The 17475-nt window shown below is 50.9% G+C and carries 13 protein-coding genes, 1 tRNA gene and 1 other RNA gene; 8 read left to right on the top strand and 7 right to left on the bottom strand.

Going from position 1 to position 17475, the window contains the following annotated elements:
* Positions 1-52 precede the first annotated feature (52 nt).
* The 4 genes from rarA to lrp form a co-directional block, all read right to left on the bottom strand.
* Entirely contained in the window at positions 53-1396 is a 1344-nt protein-coding gene (gene rarA, locus PS053_RS22585; RefSeq protein ID WP_059219851.1) for a replication-associated recombination protein RarA, read from the bottom strand.
* Positions 1397-1406: 10 nt separating this feature from the next.
* Positions 1407-2018 (bottom strand): outer membrane lipoprotein periplasmic chaperone LolA, encoded by a 612-nt coding sequence (gene lolA, locus PS053_RS22580; RefSeq protein WP_002462419.1) that lies wholly within the window; start codon positions 2016-2018, stop codon positions 1407-1409.
* Between the two features lie 158 nt (positions 2019-2176).
* On the bottom strand, positions 2177-6145 hold the full coding sequence (locus tag PS053_RS22575) for a DNA translocase FtsK (protein ID WP_059227749.1): 3969 nt from the start codon (positions 6143-6145) through the stop codon (positions 2177-2179).
* Between the two features lie 134 nt (positions 6146-6279).
* Positions 6280-6774 (bottom strand): leucine-responsive transcriptional regulator Lrp, encoded by a 495-nt coding sequence (gene lrp, locus PS053_RS22570; RefSeq protein WP_000228473.1) that lies wholly within the window; start codon positions 6772-6774, stop codon positions 6280-6282.
* 544 nt (positions 6775-7318) lie between these two features.
* Here lrp and trxB point away from each other — a divergent pair.
* The 7 genes from trxB (at position 7319) to PS053_RS23240 (ending at position 13897) form a co-directional block, all read left to right on the top strand.
* The gene (trxB, locus tag PS053_RS22565) at positions 7319-8299 is read left to right on the top strand and encodes a thioredoxin-disulfide reductase (protein WP_256879281.1); all 981 of its coding nucleotides are present in this window, start codon (positions 7319-7321) and stop codon (positions 8297-8299) included.
* Positions 8300-8404: 105 nt separating this feature from the next.
* Positions 8405-10171 (top strand): heme ABC transporter permease/ATP-binding protein CydD, encoded by a 1767-nt coding sequence (gene cydD / locus PS053_RS22560; RefSeq protein WP_059227828.1) that lies wholly within the window; start codon positions 8405-8407, stop codon positions 10169-10171.
* Entirely contained in the window at positions 10172-11893 is a 1722-nt protein-coding gene (gene cydC / locus PS053_RS22555) for a heme ABC transporter ATP-binding protein/permease CydC (protein ID WP_085456136.1), read from the top strand.
* A 44-nt stretch (positions 11894-11937) separates the two neighbouring features.
* On the top strand, positions 11938-12642 hold the full coding sequence (gene aat / locus PS053_RS22550) for a leucyl/phenylalanyl-tRNA--protein transferase (protein ID WP_001241660.1): 705 nt from the start codon (positions 11938-11940) through the stop codon (positions 12640-12642).
* 284 nt (positions 12643-12926) lie between these two features.
* Complete coding sequence (gene infA / locus PS053_RS22545; RefSeq protein ID WP_001040187.1) at positions 12927-13145, top strand: translation initiation factor IF-1; 219 nt, start codon at positions 12927-12929, stop codon at positions 13143-13145.
* Positions 13146-13625: 480 nt separating this feature from the next.
* Positions 13626-13713 (top strand) — tRNA-Ser (locus PS053_RS22540).
* Positions 13714-13759: 46 nt separating this feature from the next.
* A non-coding RNA gene (locus PS053_RS23240) (RtT sRNA) lies at positions 13760-13897 on the top strand.
* 345 nt (positions 13898-14242) lie between these two features.
* Here the strand turns inward: PS053_RS23240 and clpA are convergent.
* The 3 genes from clpA to yljB all read right to left on the bottom strand — a co-directional run bounded on the left by clpA (position 14243) and on the right by yljB (position 17043).
* Complete coding sequence (gene clpA / locus PS053_RS22535) at positions 14243-16519, bottom strand: ATP-dependent Clp protease ATP-binding subunit ClpA (protein ID WP_025237287.1); 2277 nt, start codon at positions 16517-16519, stop codon at positions 14243-14245.
* Between the two features lie 30 nt (positions 16520-16549).
* On the bottom strand, positions 16550-16870 hold the full coding sequence (clpS, locus tag PS053_RS22530; RefSeq protein WP_000520793.1) for an ATP-dependent Clp protease adapter ClpS: 321 nt from the start codon (positions 16868-16870) through the stop codon (positions 16550-16552).
* A 98-nt stretch (positions 16871-16968) separates the two neighbouring features.
* Positions 16969-17043, bottom strand: coding sequence for a hypothetical protein (gene yljB, locus PS053_RS22525; protein WP_212741660.1), 75 nt, complete (start codon positions 17041-17043; stop codon positions 16969-16971).
* A 149-nt stretch (positions 17044-17192) separates the two neighbouring features.
* Between yljB and cspD the strand changes: the two genes are divergently transcribed.
* Complete coding sequence (gene cspD, locus PS053_RS22520) at positions 17193-17417, top strand: cold shock-like protein CspD (RefSeq protein ID WP_000410785.1); 225 nt, start codon at positions 17193-17195, stop codon at positions 17415-17417.
* Positions 17418-17475: the final 58 nt, after the last annotated feature.

Raw genomic sequence — 17475 nt, 5'->3', positions numbered from 1 at the left:
TCACAGCCTGCGACCACAGGGATACAGTAACAACATTACCGCAACGATAACATTAACGGTAGCGTTTTATGGGGCTATTTTGATCCTGTTCAGCCAGCCAGGCGAGCTTTTCGCCAATCTTGCCTTCAAGCCCTCTGTTTGTTGGGAAATAGTAGCGTGTTTGTGCTATTTCTGGCGGGAAGTAAACCTCACCAGCAGCATAAGCGTTTGCTTCGTCATGGGCGTAACGATATTCCTGCCCGTAGCCCATTTCCTTCATCAGTTTGGTCGGCGCATTGCGCAAGTGAACTGGCACGTCATAATCCGGGCGTTCACGAGCATCGGCCAGCGCGGCTTTAAACGCCGTATAAACAGCATTGCTTTTTGGCGCACAGGCGAGATAAACAATCGCCTGTGCAATGGCGCGTTCGCCTTCTGCCGGACCAACGCGGGTAAAGCAATCCCAGGCTGCTATTGCCACCTGCATCGCACGCGGATCGGCATTGCCGACATCTTCCGAAGCAATCGCCAGGCAGCGACGCGCAACGTATAACGGATCACCACCGGCAGTAATAATTCGCGCGTACCAGTAAAGCGCCGCATCGGGTGCACTGCCACGTACTGATTTATGCAGCGCGGAAATCAGATCGTAAAAGCGATCGCCTTTGTTATCGAAACGAGCACTACGTTCCCCGGCAATTTCCGTCAATAATTCAGGTTTCAGGACACGCTTACCGCTGCCATCGACTTCGGCCATATCCGCCATCATTTCCAGCGTATTTAATGCCCGGCGCGCGTCACCGTTCACCAGTTCAGCAATAGCACGCCGCGTCTCATCCGGCAGAACAATATCCTGACCACCATAGCCGCGGGTTTTGTCTTCCATCGCCTGAGTCAGTACTTGCTCAATATCCTCTGTAGACAGAGATTTCAGCAAGTAAACTCGGGCGCGGGAAAGTAACGCCGAATTTAGCTCAAACGACGGATTTTCAGTTGTCGCACCGATAAAAGTGATAGTGCCGTCTTCAATGTGCGGTAAAAAAGCATCCTGTTGACTTTTATTGAAACGGTGTACTTCATCGACAAACAGAATAGTACGGCGGCCGGCATTACGATTCTGCCGCGCGCGCTCTATCGCTTCGCGAATTTCTTTGACGCCAGAGGTAACGGCAGAAATACGTTCCACATCAGCATTTGCATAGCGAGCAATCACTTCAGCGAGGGTCGTTTTACCGGTTCCCGGCGGCCCCCAGAGGATCATGGAGTGCAGATGTCCGGCTTCGATTGCGCGCGGCAACGGTTTCCCCGCAGCCAGTAAATGTTGCTGGCCGATATACTGTGCTAAATTTTCTGGCCGCATACGCGCGGCCAGAGGTTGAAATGTATTATCCGAAAAATCGAGCGACAAATTACTCACTCATCTGCCTCTACTTACGTTGATCATCTACCGTGACACCTTGCGGCGGGGTGAAGGTAAATTTTGCTGGATCCACTGCGCCATTTTGCTGGGATTTTAGCTGATAACTGCTACGCTGATCGTCTTGTTCTACAGCACTAAACTGATGGATCGTGCCATCGCGACCGACGTTGATAGTGAATTGCTTCAAATTGCCATTGCTGGCTTTCGGCGTCAGGATAAAGTCATCGCCATTCTGTTTGATATTGTACTGCTGCCAGTCACTGGACTGGTTACGCGCAATCAGCATAAACGGTGTATTGCCGGTGGCATCTTTCAGCCAGGTTGCCGTAGCCTGTTCAACAAATGGATTGTAGAACCATAAGGTTTTACCATCAGAAACCAGAATGCTTTCGTCTGGCTGGGTCATATGCCAGTTGAACAAATTTGGACGTTTTACCCATAAATCGCCCTGGCCCTCCTGTACTGCGGCACCACTGCCGTCAGTCACTTTTTGGGTAAAGCTGGCATGGAAACTGCTGACTTTATCCAGGCGGCTTTTCAAATCGCTTGCGGCATCAGCCCAAACGCTGCTCGCTACTAAACTTGAGAGTAATGCACAGGTGATGGCAATTTTTTTCATCATTGTTCCTCAAATTATGTCACTCCCGATCGGGAGTTCCCTCTACTCTCTATTCCAGGCTAATCATCAGCTTGAGGAAAGAAGAAAATACTGAATTCTCAGGGAATCGAATGCCGGATACGACGCTATCGCGTCTTATCCGGCCTACAATGCACTAATCAGTCAAACGGTGGAGGCGCCAGTACTTCGCGATTCCCGTTGTGGCCTTGTTCGCTGACAATCCCCTGCGCTTCCATCTGTTCGATGATACGCGCTGCACGGTTATAGCCAATACGGAACTGACGTTGAACGCCGGAAATCGACGCTTTACGTTTTTCAGTAACAAATGCCACTGCCTGATCAAACAACGGATCGAGCTCTTCAGCACCATCAAAACCACCAGCACCACCTTCATTGTCTTTATCGGAAGTAATGCCGTCAACATACTGCGGACGACCACGCGCTTTCCAGTCCTGCACCACGGCATGAACTTCCTGATCGCGAACAAAGGCTCCGTGAACACGCACCGGCATAGTGGAATTCGGCCCGGAGTAGAGCATATCCCCCATCCCCAGTAATGATTCCGCGCCAGCCTGATCAAGAATAGTGCGTGAATCGATCTTACTGGATACAGTAAATGCAATACGCGTCGGGATGTTCGCTTTAATCAGCCCCGTAATGACATCCACCGATGGACGCTGCGTTGCCAGTACGAGGTGGATACCGGCAGCACGAGCTTTTTGCGCCAGACGCGCAATCAGCTCTTCCACTTTTTTACCGACCGTCATCATCAAATCGGCAAATTCATCCACCAGCACCACAATGTACGGTTCTTTTTTCAGCACTGGGTGCTGAGCATCCATACTGTCACCCGGCTTCCAGTAAGGGTCTGGAATCGGACGCATCATACGGTCTGCTTCAGCAATTTTTTCGTTATAACCCGCCAGATTACGCACACCCAATGCAGACATCAGCTTATAACGGCGTTCCATCTCATTGACACACCAACGCAGCGCGTTAGCGGCATCTTTCATATCGGTGACGACTTCCGTTAGCAGATGCGGAATACCTTCATAAACCGAAAGCTCCAGCATTTTCGGGTCAATCATGATGAAACGAACATCTTCCGGCTGCGCTTTATAGAGCATACTCAGAATCATGGCGTTCACACCGACAGACTTACCGGAACCGGTGGTCCCAGCAACCAGCAAGTGCGGCATTTTAGCCAAATCGGCCACGACCGGATCGCCTGCGATATCTTTGCCCAATACAATTGTCAGCGGTGACGGATTATCGCGGAATTTCGCATTATCCAGCACTTCTCGCAAGTATACGGTTTGTCGTTTTTTGTTCGGTAATTCAAGGCCCACGTATGGTTTGCCTGGAATAACCTCTACCACACGCACTGCCACAGTCGATAACGAGCGAGCAAGGTCACGTGACAAGTTAGAAATACGCGCAGCTTTTACTCCCGGCGCCAGATTCAGCTCAAAACGAGTGATAACGGGGCCCGGAGAATAGTTGACGACATCAGCCTTAATACGGAAATCGGCCAAACGAGCTTCCACCAGACGCGCCATTTGCTCAAGAGCAAAAGTGTCCACCGGCTCAACTTCACTCGGTGGAGGCGTTAGCAGATCCAACGATGGCAATGGCGTTGTTGGCTTATGTAGCGGACGACTATCACCGTTACGCATTAGCAGTGGATGCAGCAGAGTATCTTGCGGCTGCGGCACTGCCGGCTGTTGATACTGCGGCTGCGGTGCTACCGCCTGTTGCGGCTGTTGATATTGTGGCTGCGGCGCGGCAGCAGCAGGTTGTTGTTGCACTGGTTCAACAATTGGCGTAAACAGCGGCTCTTGCGGACCATCATCGACCAACGCTTTCATCGGTGAAAATTCAAAATCATCCAGCGAGAACGGATTCGCTCCTGCCGGTTGTTCGCCGGAATAACGCTGCTGCTGCGTCTGGGCAAACTGACGTGCCAACTCAGCCTCTGCCGCGGCATCTTCATCGTCCTGATCTACCGGCACATCATGCTGATATTGCTCGCCATAGCGCTGCTGCTGCGCCTGAGCGAACTGACGCGCCAGTTCGGCCTGCTGCATTGCATCTATTTCGTCATCGTTAAACGGTTCAGCAGAATCAGGTTGATTACGCTGAGCTTCGCGAGCTTTCTCTTCCGCAGCTCGCTGCGATGGCAGCTTAATGCCATACGATGCCAGCTCACGACGAGTCGGCACACGAACGCGTTTCGGTCGCGGCAACTGCGGTCCAATGCCCTCTTTAACCTGAGGCCGCGGTCCCCCGCTATTCGCCATACTGAAGACTGGCGCAGCAACGGTTGCAGCAGCACCTGTCGCCAGAGTCGCTTTCTTCACGCCTGATGCCAGCGGCGAAACAGACGCCGCGGCTTCTACCGGCGGCACTGTTGCAACGCTCGGCCGTGTCATCACCGGCTTGATCGGTTCCGGTTCTTTAACCGGTTCAGGAATAGGTTGATACCAGGCCGCCAGCTGTTCACGTTCACGCGCTCGCTTCTCCTCCACTTCTTCAAAATAGTAAAGCGGCGGGCGAGCGGGTTTTGTCTCTTCTACAACTGGTTCAGGCTCCGCAACGGGTTGCGGTTCAACAGGTTGCGGTTGCTGATACAGCGGCTGTTGCGCTACTGGCTGTTGATACGTATGCTCCGGCTGGTGTGCAGACTGTGGAGCATAAGCGGAATGCGACGCCTCAGCTTGCCAGGTGTTATCTGTCGCCGGCTGTTCCGGTACAGGCGCATAATACGGTTGCTGAACCAGTTGTTCTGGCGCAGGTGCATAATACGGCTGCTGGACTGGTTGTTCTGGCGCAGATGCGTAGTACGGCTGCTGGACTGGTTGTTCCGGCGAAGATGTGTAGTACGGCTGCTGAACAGATTGCTCCGGTGCAGATACGTAATATGGTTGTTGCGGCTGAGTCGGTTGTTGCAACGGTTCATTATATTGCACCGCAGGTTGCGCATATTGCGATTGTTGCGGGTAACCTTCAGATGCAGGAGCGTTCGCCGATTCACCCATTTGCGGCGCAGGTTGCCAGGCCACTCCAGGCTGTACCGGCGGAACTTCAACAGGCGCAACAGGCGGAGTTTGGAGCTCCATTGGCGTAGCCCTGCTTTGCGTCGTCGTGCTAGCTGCGGCGGTTGTGGCAACAGGTTCGATAATCGGCGCGCCGTTTAATAATGGATCGTATTCATCATATTCAGGCTGCGTCGCGCGGTTGCCCGAAAAAAGCACATCATCAGGATCGGAAGTGACGCCGCGAGCGCTATAGGTTGCATTTTCTTCATCATCCATCCGTTTACCAGAGAACAAGGCGGCATCGGTATGACGCCCCATTGGATTGATGAATTTTTCCGCCAGACGTTTACGACGCGCCAGCGCGCCACGAAGAATACGGGCACGACGTGATTCACGCTGTTTGCCGTTATTTTCATCTTCGTACTCTTCGTCGTCTTCATACTCATCCTCATCAACCCAGGTATCATCGCGACGAGTGCGATTACTGGCGAAAGTGAGGATATTTAAAATCCAGCCGCCCAGCTTTTCAGCAATGGTCACCCATGACCAACCGGTAAACAGCGTCAGTCCGGCCGCCCAGACACATAGCAGCGCAATTGTTCCCCCACTGCTATGTAGCAACGGCTGCAACGTTGTGCTTAATAAACTCCCGATCACACCGCCAGAAGCGAAATACCAGATATCGTCAGCGTTAATCGCCGCCAGACCACAAGAAGTGAGAATGATCGCCAGCACACCAATAATGCGTAACGAAACGGCAAAATAATCAACGTATTCGTCACTGTCCTGATGACGCCAGGCAAACCAGCAACCACCAATAATAATAATGGGGATGGTATAGGCCATGACGCCGAAAATGAAGAACAGCGTATCTGCCAGCCACGCGCCAGGAGCTCCGCCTAAATTGTGGATGGGCTCATGCCAGGCCGTTTGCGACCAGCTGGGGTCCGAAGGGTTAAAGCTAAGCAATGCTGCCATCAACCAGACGGCAAACAGGACTATAAGGATCAGCAACGCCTCGAGAAGTCGACGCCCGCTGCTTAACTTTGTCAATGTGACTTCTTTGTCTTCAGTGTATTCCTGGCTCAAGAAAGGCTCTCCAGGTTACAGGCTTTTCCCGCCCGATGCTAAAACGGACAACAGTACCAGGTTGCCCCAGTACTGTTGCTGTATGGATTAACAGGAGTGTAATCAAAATACGCCGATTTTGCACCTGTTCCGTGTTAGCGCGTCTTAATAACCAGACGATTACTTTGCTTGACTTCTTCCATAACAACGTATGTCCGGGTGTCATTGACTCCAGGCAGACGCAGCAAGGTTTCCCCCAACAACTTACGGTAAGCTGACATATCCGGCACGCGTGTTTTCAATAAGTAGTCGAAATCACCGGACACCAAATGACACTCCTGAATCTCTTCAAGTTTTTGTACCGCGGTATTGAATTGTTCAAACACATCCGGGGCGCCACGATTCAGAGTAATCTCAACGAATACCAGCAGTGATGCATCCAGATAATGCGGGTTTAGCAGCGCTGTATAGCCCTGAATAAACCCTTGTCTTTCCAGTCGACGCACACGCTCAAGGCACGGCGTTGGAGAAAGACCTACACGTTTAGAAAGCTCGACGTTAGAAATACGCCCATCCTTTTGCAGCTCATTAAGAATGTTACGATCGATACGGTCGAGATCTTTGCCAGGGCGCTTCTTGCTATCTACCATTATTATTGTCTCTCTGTATTCCTTCCCTACTCCTGTCTGACCCTTACAACATCACTGTTCAGAGTCGCTACCCGTCACGATAGACCGAAATCACGATGATTCACGGCGCGCAATGCCTGGGTCTACGGTGAGAAGACCGTCGCCTTGAGGCAGCTATCGACATCACGAATGGCGTCTGTCCACGCCATACGTAGATTTCACTAGCACGGTAAACATGGTATTTACATGCATGATTATGCGCATATAAGAATACTGTTTTTTTCTTCCTCGAATGTTTTCGCAAAACGCCAGGTGATTGTCAAAGCAAAACATCGTTTTTTAGTACAACATGCCAGTTATTCATTAACAGTGACGTTTAATCATCATTTAATCAGCTCATACACCGAAAAAATTAAGTAGCAGACGTGATAATGACGCACAACTCCTGCGCATCCATCGTTTCTGACGATTGCACAAATTGTTAACAAAATTGCCATACTCTTTTTTTACGGCTGTAAATTCCCTACAATCCTGCTCATTGTCTGCCAACAACTATGGGGATCTCATGGGCACGACCAAACACAGCAAACTGCTTATTCTGGGCTCAGGCCCGGCAGGATATACAGCCGCCGTTTACGCGGCGCGCGCCAACCTGCAACCGGTTCTGATTACCGGCATGGAAAAAGGCGGCCAACTGACCACCACCACAGAAGTGGAAAACTGGCCAGGCGATGCAAACGATCTGACCGGACCGTTGTTAATGGAACGTATGCATGAACATGCTGCCAAGTTTGAAACTGAAATCATCTTTGATCACATTAACAAAGTAGATTTGCAGAATCGTCCGTTCCGCCTGACTGGCGACAGCGGCGAATATACCTGTGACGCACTGATTATTGCCACCGGGGCTTCTGCACGCTACCTCGGCTTACCGTCTGAAGAGGCATTTAAAGGCCGCGGCGTTTCTGCCTGCGCCACCTGCGATGGTTTCTTCTATCGCAACCAGAAAGTGGCGGTTATCGGTGGCGGTAATACCGCTGTTGAAGAAGCTCTGTATCTTTCCAACATTGCTTCCGAGGTGCATTTGATCCACCGCCGCGAGGGTTTCCGTGCAGAAAAAATTCTTATTAAGCGTCTGATGGATAAAGTGGAAAACGGCAATATTATTTTGCACACCAACCGTACGCTGGAAGAAGTGACTGGCGATCAGATGGGCGTCACTGGCGTGCGTCTGCGTGATACGCAAAACAGCGATAACATCGAATCCCTCGACGTTGCTGGTCTGTTCGTTGCTATCGGTCACAGCCCGAATACCGCCATCTTTGAAGGGCAACTGGAACTGGAAAACGGCTACATCAAAGTACAGTCGGGTATTCATGGTAACGCCACCCAAACCAGCATTCCGGGCGTATTTGCCGCAGGTGACGTAATGGATCACATTTATCGTCAAGCCATCACCTCTGCCGGTACTGGCTGCATGGCTGCACTGGACGCAGAACGCTACCTCGACAGTTTAGCTGACGCAAAACAATTTACAAATCAGTAACAAAGGTAAAAAAGGCGGCGCCATGCGACTATGGGTCGCCTTTATTTTTTCCTCGTTGTAACATTGCCCTGCAAAAATTCTGATAACTCACCTGCTAAGCGTGCAATGAATAAATCTCGTCAAAAAGAGTTAACTCGCTGGTTAAAACAGCAAAGCGTCATCTCCCAACGTTGGCTGAATATTTCTCGTCTGCTGGGCTTTGTGAGCGGCATATTGATCATTGCCCAGGCCTGGTTTATGGCGCGTATTCTGCAACATATGATCATGGAAAACATTCCCAGAGAAGCTTTATTGCTTCCCTTCGCCATGCTGGTGCTGACCTTTATACTGCGCGCGTGGGTAGTTTGGTTGCGCGAACGAGTGGGTTATCACGCCGGGCAACATATCCGCTTTGCCATCCGCCGTCAGGTTCTGGATCGGCTGCAACAGGCCGGGCCTGCGTGGATTCAGGGCAAACCGGCGGGAAGCTGGGCGACGTTAGTGCTAGAACAAATTGACGATATGCATGATTACTATGCTCGCTATCTGCCACAAATGGCGCTGGCAGTATCAGTGCCGCTACTGATTGTTATAGCGATCTTCCCCTCTAACTGGGCCGCGGCGCTCATTCTGCTGGGCACCGCGCCATTAATCCCTTTATTTATGGCTTTAGTTGGGATGGGCGCTGCTGATGCTAACCGACGTAACTTTCTCGCGCTTGCTCGCTTAAGTGGACATTTTCTTGATCGTCTGCGTGGCATGGAAACGTTGCGTATTTTTGGTCGTGGAGAAGCTGAAATTGAAAGTATCCGTTCAGCCTCAGAAGATTTCCGCCAACGGACAATGGAAGTGCTACGTCTGGCGTTTTTATCCTCCGGCATTCTGGAGTTCTTTACCTCCCTTTCTATTGCCCTGGTGGCGGTCTATTTTGGTTTCTCCTATCTCGGCGAGCTGGATTTTGGTCACTACGACACTGGCGTAACACTGGCTGCGGGCTTCCTGGCACTGATTCTCGCCCCGGAGTTTTTCCAGCCATTACGCGATCTCGGCACCTTTTATCATGCCAAAGCTCAGGCTGTCGGCGCGGCAGATAGCCTGAAAACGTTTATGGAAACTCCGCTCGCCCATCCACAGCGCGGCGAGACTGAATTGACGTCTACCGAACCGGTAACCATTGAGGCTGAGGAGCTGTTTATCACATCACCAGAAGGCAAAACCCTGGCTGGCCCGCTGAACTTCACACTATCAGCTGGAAAACGTGCGGTGTTAGTTGGTCGTAGCGGATCAGGGAAAAGTTCTCTGTTGAACGCGATTTCCGGTTTTCTTTCCTATCAGGGGTCGCTACGGATCAACGGGATAGAATTGCGAGATTTATCACCAGAATCGTGGCGTAAGCACCTCTCCTGGGTTGGTCAAAACCCGCAATTACCCGCTGCAACACTACGGGAAAATGTTCTGCTGGCACGCCCTGATGCCAGTGAGCAAGAGTTACAGACTGCACTGGATAATGCCTGGGTCAGTGAGTTCCTTCCGTCACTGCCACAAGGCGTAGATACTCCCGTGGGTGATCAGGCTGCTCGTCTTTCCGTGGGCCAGGCGCAACGCGTGGCGGTGGCGCGAGCATTGCTTAATCCCTGTTCATTATTATTGTTGGATGAACCCGCAGCCAGCCTCGATGCACACAGTGAACAGCGTGTGATGCAGGCGCTTAACGCCGCATCGCTGCGCCAGACAACCTTAATGGTCACCCACCAGTTAGAAGATCTTGCTGACTGGGATGTCATCTGGGTAATGCAGGACGGTCAGATCATAGAACAAGGCCATTACGCGGATTTAAGCGTAACTAACGGTCCTTTCTCCACGTTGCTGGCCCATCGTCAGGAGGAAATTTAAATGCGCGCTTTGCTACCCTATCTGGCACTGTATAAACGCCATAAGTGGATGTTAAGTCTTGGTATTGTGCTGGCAATTGTCACGCTGCTCGCCAGTATCGGTCTGTTGACGCTTTCCGGCTGGTTCCTCTCAGCCTCAGCGGTTGCGGGCATTGCAGGACTGTACAGCTTTAACTATATGTTGCCTGCCGCAGGAGTGCGCGGTGCGGCGATCACCCGTACCGCCGGGCGCTATTTTGAACGTCTGGTTAGCCACGATGCGACGTTCCGCGTATTGCAGCATCTGCGCATTTACACCTTCAGCAAATTGCTGCCCCTCTCCCCTGCCGGGCTGGCGCGCTATCGTCAGGGCGAATTACTCAATCGTGTCGTGGCGGATGTTGATACGCTCGATCATCTTTACTTGCGCGTTATCTCGCCATTGCTGGGCGCTTTTGTGGTGATTATGGTGGTAACTGTCGGGTTAAGTTTCCTTGATTTCACCCTCGCCTTCACGCTGGGCGGCATTATGTTGCTGACGCTGTTCCTGATGCCGCCGCTGTTTTATCGTGCGGGAAAAAGTACAGGACAAAATCTGACTCACTTGCGCGGCCAGTATCGGCAGCAATTAACCGCCTGGCTGCAAGGCCAGGCCGAACTGACCATTTTTGGCGCCAGCGAACGTTATCGCACGCAGTTAGAGAATACCGAAATTCAGTGGCTGGAAGCACAGCGCCGTCAATCTGAGCTGACTGCTTTGTCACAAGCAATTATGTTGTTGATTGGCGCGCTGGCGGTGATCCTGATGTTATGGATGGCCTCCGGCGGCGTTGGCGGTAATAGCCAACCCGGTGCGTTAATTGCTCTGTTTGTCTTCTGTGCATTGGCTGCATTCGAGGCACTGGCTCCAGTGACTGGCGCTTTTCAGCATCTGGGGCAAGTCATTGCCTCTGCCATGCGCATCACTGATTTAACGGAACAAAAACCAGAAGTGGCTTTCCCTGACACCAGCACTGATGTTCCACAGCACGTTTCACTGACATTGCGCAATGTTGCGTTCACTTACCCCGAGCAATCCCAACAAGCGCTAAAAGGGATCTCCCTTCAGGCAAACACCGGGGAACATATTGCTATTCTGGGACGAACCGGATGCGGCAAATCGACGCTGTTACAACTACTAACCCGCGCATGGGACCCGCAACATGGCGAGATTTTATTTAATGGTAACCCAATCTCCAGCCTGAGTGAGTCAACGTTACGCAAGGCCATCAGCGTTGTACCGCAACGTGTACATCTGTTTAGCGCCACATTGCGCGATAACCTGTTACTTGCAGCACCTGGCACCAGTGATGAAGCGCTGGCGGAGGTATTGCGTCGTGTTGGCCTGGAGAAACTGCTCGAAGATGCAGGACTTAACAGTTGGCTAGGGGAAGGCGGACGCCAACTCTCCGGTGGTGAACTGCGCCGTCTGGCTATTGCCCGCGCGCTGCTGCATGATGCGCCATTGGTTCTGCTGGACGAACCTACCGAAGGTTTAGATGCCACAACCGAAAGCCAGATCCTTGAATTGCTTGCTGAAATGATGCACGGAAAAACGGTATTAATGGTGACCCATCGGCTTCGCGGCCTCTCTCATTTCCAGCAAATAATAGTCATGGACAATGGGCAAATTATTGAACAAGGTAGCCACGCAGAACTGCTTGCCAGACAGGGGCGTTATTACCAGTTTAAGCAGGGTTTGTAAGCTATTATTGAACGATCCAACTTGCGTAGTGGAGTTTTGCAGTCATGCGCCTGGTTCAGCTTTCTCGCCATTCAATAGCCTTCCCTTCCCCGGAAGGCGCATTACGTGAGCCTAACGGCCTGCTGGCGCTGGGAGGCGATCTTAGCCCGGCACGCCTGCTAATGGCTTATCAGCGTGGTATTTTTCCGTGGTTTTCTCCAGGCGACCCCATCCTCTGGTGGTCGCCCGATCCTCGCGCGGTACTATGGCCGGAATCACTGCATATCAGCCGTAGTATGAAACGCTTTCATAAACGCTCACCGTATCGTGTCACTCTGAATTATGCTTTTGGTAAGGTCATAGAAGGATGTGCCAGCAATCGCGAAGAAGGGACCTGGATTACGCGCGGCGTAATCGAAGCCTATCACCGTCTTCACGAGTTAGGTCATGCCCACTCAATAGAGGTATGGCGTGAAGAGGAACTTGTCGGTGGCATGTATGGCGTGGCGCAGGGAACACTGTTTTGCGGCGAGTCGATGTTCAGCCGGATGGAGAATGCTTCTAAAACTGCTCTATTAGTATTCTGTGAAGAATTTATCCATCATGGCGGTAAATTGATCGACTGCCAGGTGCTTAATGAGCATACAGCTTCGCTTGGCGCCTGCGAAATTCCCCGCCGAGATTATCTGAGTTATCTCAATCAGATGCGTCTCGGACGATTACCGAATAATTTCTGGGTGCCGCGACGATTGTTTTCACCGCAAGAATGAATGTTTTCGGCACATTTCTCACCAGAGTGTTATAATTGCGATCGCAGAGTTGGTTACGCTCATTACTCCGCTGCCGATAAGGAACTTTTCGCGTCAGGTAACGCCCATCGTTTATCTCACCGCTCCCTTATATGTTGCGCTTATGGTGCGGCTTAGCCGTGTGTTTTCGGAGTTATGTGCAAAACCTGTTTGTTGCGATTTAGCGCACAAATCTTTACTTATTTACAGAACTTCGGCATTATCTTGCCGGTTCAAATTATGGTAGTGATACCCCAGAGGATTAGATGGCCAAAGAAGACAATATTGAAATGCAAGGTACCGTACTGGAAACGTTACCTAACACCATGTTCCGCGTAGAGTTAGAAAACGGTCACGTGGTTACTGCACACATCTCCGGTAAAATGCGTAAAAACTACATCCGCATCCTGACGGGCGACAAAGTGACTGTTGAGCTGACCCCGTACGACCTGAGCAAAGGCCGCATTGTCTTCCGTAGTCGCTGATTGTTTTACCGCCTGACGGGCGAAGAGAAAGAACGAATAAAAGGTCGGTTTAACCGGCCTTTTTTGCATTTGGAGTTACGGGGAATAAATATCGGGAGATGATGTGGGAGTTCGGAAACTGCCTGCACGGCAGTGAGCAGAAATGATAACTGGCTATCCGATTGATTTACTGCCAAAACTTACAAAATAACAGGTTAACGTCTTTTTACAGTCATAAAAAAAACACCAAACAAAATCAATAAGTTAAATTTCATACCACAAAAAGGGCTAGTCTAACATTGCTTCAATCTCATATTTTCTGCGTAGCTTTTGATAAACAAATGCTCAGAACACGTTCTGCAATTATCTCATTCAAACGAACTGCATGTACAATGCGTAACCAAATGAATCGTTCTTAATAAATTCTGCTTGACCGATTTACTACAACTCCCTATAGTAGCGCCCCGTTGCCACCTATGAGGTCGGGCAGCAAAACAATTTGGTGAGGTGTCCGAGTGGCTGAAGGAGCACGCCTGGAAAGTGTGTATACGGCAACGTATCGGGGGTTCGAATCCCCCCCTCACCGCCATCTTCTAAAGAAGAGCTCGTACGGAAGTACGGGCTTTTTTTTTCGCATGTTGCACACATCCGGGGGGATGAGAAGCCCCGACCGGGGTTCGACAACTGGCGATAGCCAGTTGGACAGTCCGCGAACGCAGTGAACGGGCTGCCCGCAGGGCGAGCGAAGCAAGTCAATCCCCCCCTCACCGCCATTTTCTAAAGAAGAGCTCGTACGAAAGTACGGGCTTTTTTTTCGCATTTTAGCTGCCTGTACGGCAGTGAACTGCGCGTAGTTATCAACCTTACCGGCATGAATTTTCTAAGCTGCCTGCTCAGCAGTGAACTCAAATACTACACGTTTAGCCCGTTGTTAATAAAGCAAAACCATCTCATTTTCCTGCCGCAACCCTTTTTTATCCTTACCTTCAAACAGCATTAATTATCAACAACTTACCATCATCATCAAAAAAAGGGTCTGAACCACCTCCACCCCATAAACAAAAAGTCCGTAACCTCTGACGAGATTACGGACTTCATCAACTTACCTAACAATCAGATTAATGCGCGGCTTCCGGTTTATGCTTTTGCGCACTCTGGAAGCCGTAGGTCAGCTCATTTTTCTCTTTATCCAGCGCAACGGTCACCTGGCCGCCATCCACCAGCGAGCCAAACAGCAGTTCGTTGGCGAGCGGTTTTTTCAGGTTATCCTGAATCACACGTGCCATCGGACGCGCTCCCATTGCCCGGTCGTAACCTTTTTCGGCCAGCCAGTTACGAGCTTCCTGACTCACTTCCAGAGAAACGCCTTTTTGATCCAACTGTACCTGCAACTCGACGATGAATTTATCCACCACCTGATGGATCACATCAGTAGAAAGATGATCGAACCAGATAATGTTGTCGAGGCGGTTACGGAACTCCGGCGTAAAGATCTTCTTGATCTCCTCCATCGCATCGGTGCTGTTATCCTGCTGGATAAGGCCAATCGATTTACGCTCGGTTTCTCGTACCCCGGCGTTGGTGGTCATCACCAATACCACGTTACGGAAGTCTGCTTTGCGTCCGTTGTTATCGGTCAGCGTACCGTTATCCATCACCTGCAACAGAATGTTGAACACGTCTGGATGCGCTTTCTCGATTTCGTCCAGCAGCAGCACCGCGTGCGGATGCTTAATTACCGCATCGGTCAGCAAACCGCCTTGATCAAAACCAACGTATCCCGGAGGCGCGCCAATCAGACGGCTGACAGTGTGACGTTCCATATATTCGGACATATCAAAGCGTAATAGCTCAATGCCCAGAGCTTTGGAAAGCTGCACTGTAACCTCAGTTTTACCGACCCCGGTTGGACCAGCAAACAGGAACGAACCGACCGGTTTATGTTCATGGCCTAAACCCGCACGCGACATCTTGATAGCTTCGGTAAGCGCCTCAATAGCTTTATCCTGACCGAAAACCAGCATTTTCAGACGGTCGCCGAGGTTTCTTAGCGTATCGCGGTCACTCTGAGAAACACTCTTCTCAGGGATACGCGCGATACGAGCTACCACGGACTCAATATCCGCTACATTGACGGTTTTCTTACGCTTGCTGACCGGCATCAGTCGCGCACGCGCGCCGGCCTCGTCAATGACATCAATCGCCTTATCCGGCAGATGGCGATCGTTAATGTACTTCACCGCCAGTTCTACCGCCGCACGCACTGCTTTCGCGGTATAACGCACGTCGTGGTGCGCTTCGTACTTCGGTTTCAGGCCATTGATAATTTGAACGGTTTCTTCGATCGACGGCTCAGTAATATCGATTTTCTGGAAGCGGCGCGCCAGAGCACGATCTTTCTCGAAAATGTTGCTGAATTCCTGATATGTCGTTGAACCAATAACGCGAATTTTACCGCTTGAGAGCAACGGTTTGATCAGGTTAGCCGCATCCACCTGACCGCCAGATGCTGCCCCTGCGCCGATGATGGTGTGGATCTCATCGATAAAAAGAATGCTGTTGGTATCCTGTTCCAGTTGTTTGAGCAACGCCTTAAAACGTTTTTCAAAGTCACCACGATATTTGGTGCCTGCTAACAAAGAACCGATATCCAGAGAGTAAATCGTACAGTCAGCCATCACTTCCGGCACATCGCCCTGGACGATGCGCCAGGCGAGACCTTCCGCAATCGCAGTTTTACCGACGCCAGACTCACCAACCAGCAGCGGGTTGTTTTTACGGCGACGGCAAAGAACCTGAATGGCGCGTTCCAGTTCCTTCTCACGACCAATCAGTGGGTCAATGCCGCCCACTCGTGCAAGCTGATTCAGGTTAGTCGTGAAATTCTCCATACGCTCCTCCCCACCAGCTTGTTCTTCACTGCCCGGCTGGTTTCCTGGTTCAGAAGACTGAGATGGCTCGTCTTTACGCGTGCCATGAGAAATAAAGTTCACTACATCAAGGCGGCTGACTTCATGTTTGCGCAACAGATAAGCCGCCTGTGATTCCTGTTCGCTGAAGATAGCGACCAGAACGTTCGCACCGGTAACCTCATTGCGACCGGAGGACTGAACATGGAATACCGCACGTTGTAGTACACGCTGAAAACTCAATGTCGGCTGCGTGTCGCGCTCTTCTTCGCTGGCAGGCAGAACGGGCGTGGTTTGTTCAATAAAGGCTTCCAGTTCCTGACGGAGCGCAACCAGATCTACGGAACACGCCTCCAGCGCCTCCCGGGCAGATGGGTTACTGAGCAACGCCAGTAACAAGTGCTCGACGGTCATAAACTCATGACGGTGCTCGCGCGCTCTGGCGAAAGCCATGTTTAAACTGAGTTCCAGTTCTTGATTGAGCATAGGCACCTCCCCCAATTTTTATGCCTGCATTCAGGCTTTTTCCAGCGTACACAGCAATGGATGCTCATTCTCCCTCGCATACTTGTTCACCATCGCTACTTTGGTTTCTGCAACCTCAGCGGTAAAGACGCCGCAAATGGCCTTCCCCTGGTAGTGAACAGCGAGCATCAATTGCGTTGCACGTTCTACATCATAAGAAAAGAATTTTTGTAACACGTCAATAACAAACTCCATCGGAGTGTAATCATCATTGACTAATATCACTTTATACATAGATGGCGGTTTTAGCGCGTCGCGCACTCTTTCTTCCGCCAGTTGCTCAAAGTCCAGCCAGTCGTTCGTTTTACCCATTGTCAGTTATCATCTTCGGTTACGGTTATCGGCAGAACGCTCTGCCGCTGACAAGAGCTTATTTGCCTGACCAATCTACTTCACATGATAGATAACTATCATCTATCGTTGGCATCAGCGACATCTGTCACATTCCTGCCAATAGCGTTAACTGCTTCAAATTTTTGATTCATACCTGCCCCCAGGCCCCTGTCAAACGCTTGACGGCTCGCCCTATTTCTCTAAATTGTATTTCTAGAGTTGGCGAGGTTTTGAACAGCCCCCTCTCTGACCCCGGTTTATTCCATCTTACTTGTATAAGATTTGCGAAGGATGTCGAAGCATGGAAAAGGGTACTGTTAAGTGGTTCAACAATGCCAAAGGGTTTGGTTTCATCTGCCCTGAAGGCGGCGGCGAAGATATTTTCGCTCATTATTCCACCATTCAGATGGATGGTTACAGAACGCTAAAAGCTGGACAATCCGTTCAGTTTGATGTCCACCAAGGGCCAAAAGGCAATCATGCCAGTGTCATTGTGCCCGTTGAAGTAGAAGCAGCAGTCGCATAGCTCTTCTGTTTCATTGTGTACATCCTGGAGGCAAAATGCCAGCCCGATCGGCTGGCAT

The organism is Escherichia albertii, from assembly GCF_028622335.1.
Lineage (GTDB): Bacteria > Pseudomonadota > Gammaproteobacteria > Enterobacterales > Enterobacteriaceae > Escherichia > Escherichia albertii.
Note: the sequence above shows the minus strand (reverse complement) of the source record. Positions and strands in the feature narration are given on the sequence as shown.

Coding starts and splice junctions, on each gene's coding strand:
- aat (WP_001241660.1), top strand. CDS start 11,938: ATGCGCCTGGTTCAGCTTTCTCGCCATTCAATAGCCTTCCCTTCCCCG.
- cydC (WP_085456136.1), top strand. CDS start 10,172: ATGCGCGCTTTGCTACCCTATCTGGCACTGTATAAACGCCATAAGTGG.
- clpA (WP_025237287.1), bottom strand. CDS start 16,519: ATGCTCAATCAAGAACTGGAACTCAGTTTAAACATGGCTTTCGCCAGA.
- lrp (WP_000228473.1), bottom strand. CDS start 6,774: ATGGTAGATAGCAAGAAGCGCCCTGGCAAAGATCTCGACCGTATCGAT.
- clpS (WP_000520793.1), bottom strand. CDS start 16,870: ATGGGTAAAACGAACGACTGGCTGGACTTTGAGCAACTGGCGGAAGAA.
- trxB (WP_256879281.1), top strand. CDS start 7,319: ATGGGCACGACCAAACACAGCAAACTGCTTATTCTGGGCTCAGGCCCG.
- infA (WP_001040187.1), top strand. CDS start 12,927: ATGGCCAAAGAAGACAATATTGAAATGCAAGGTACCGTACTGGAAACG.
- lolA (WP_002462419.1), bottom strand. CDS start 2,018: ATGAAAAAAATTGCCATCACCTGTGCATTACTCTCAAGTTTAGTAGCG.
- cydD (WP_059227828.1), top strand. CDS start 8,405: ATGAATAAATCTCGTCAAAAAGAGTTAACTCGCTGGTTAAAACAGCAA.
- cspD (WP_000410785.1), top strand. CDS start 17,193: ATGGAAAAGGGTACTGTTAAGTGGTTCAACAATGCCAAAGGGTTTGGT.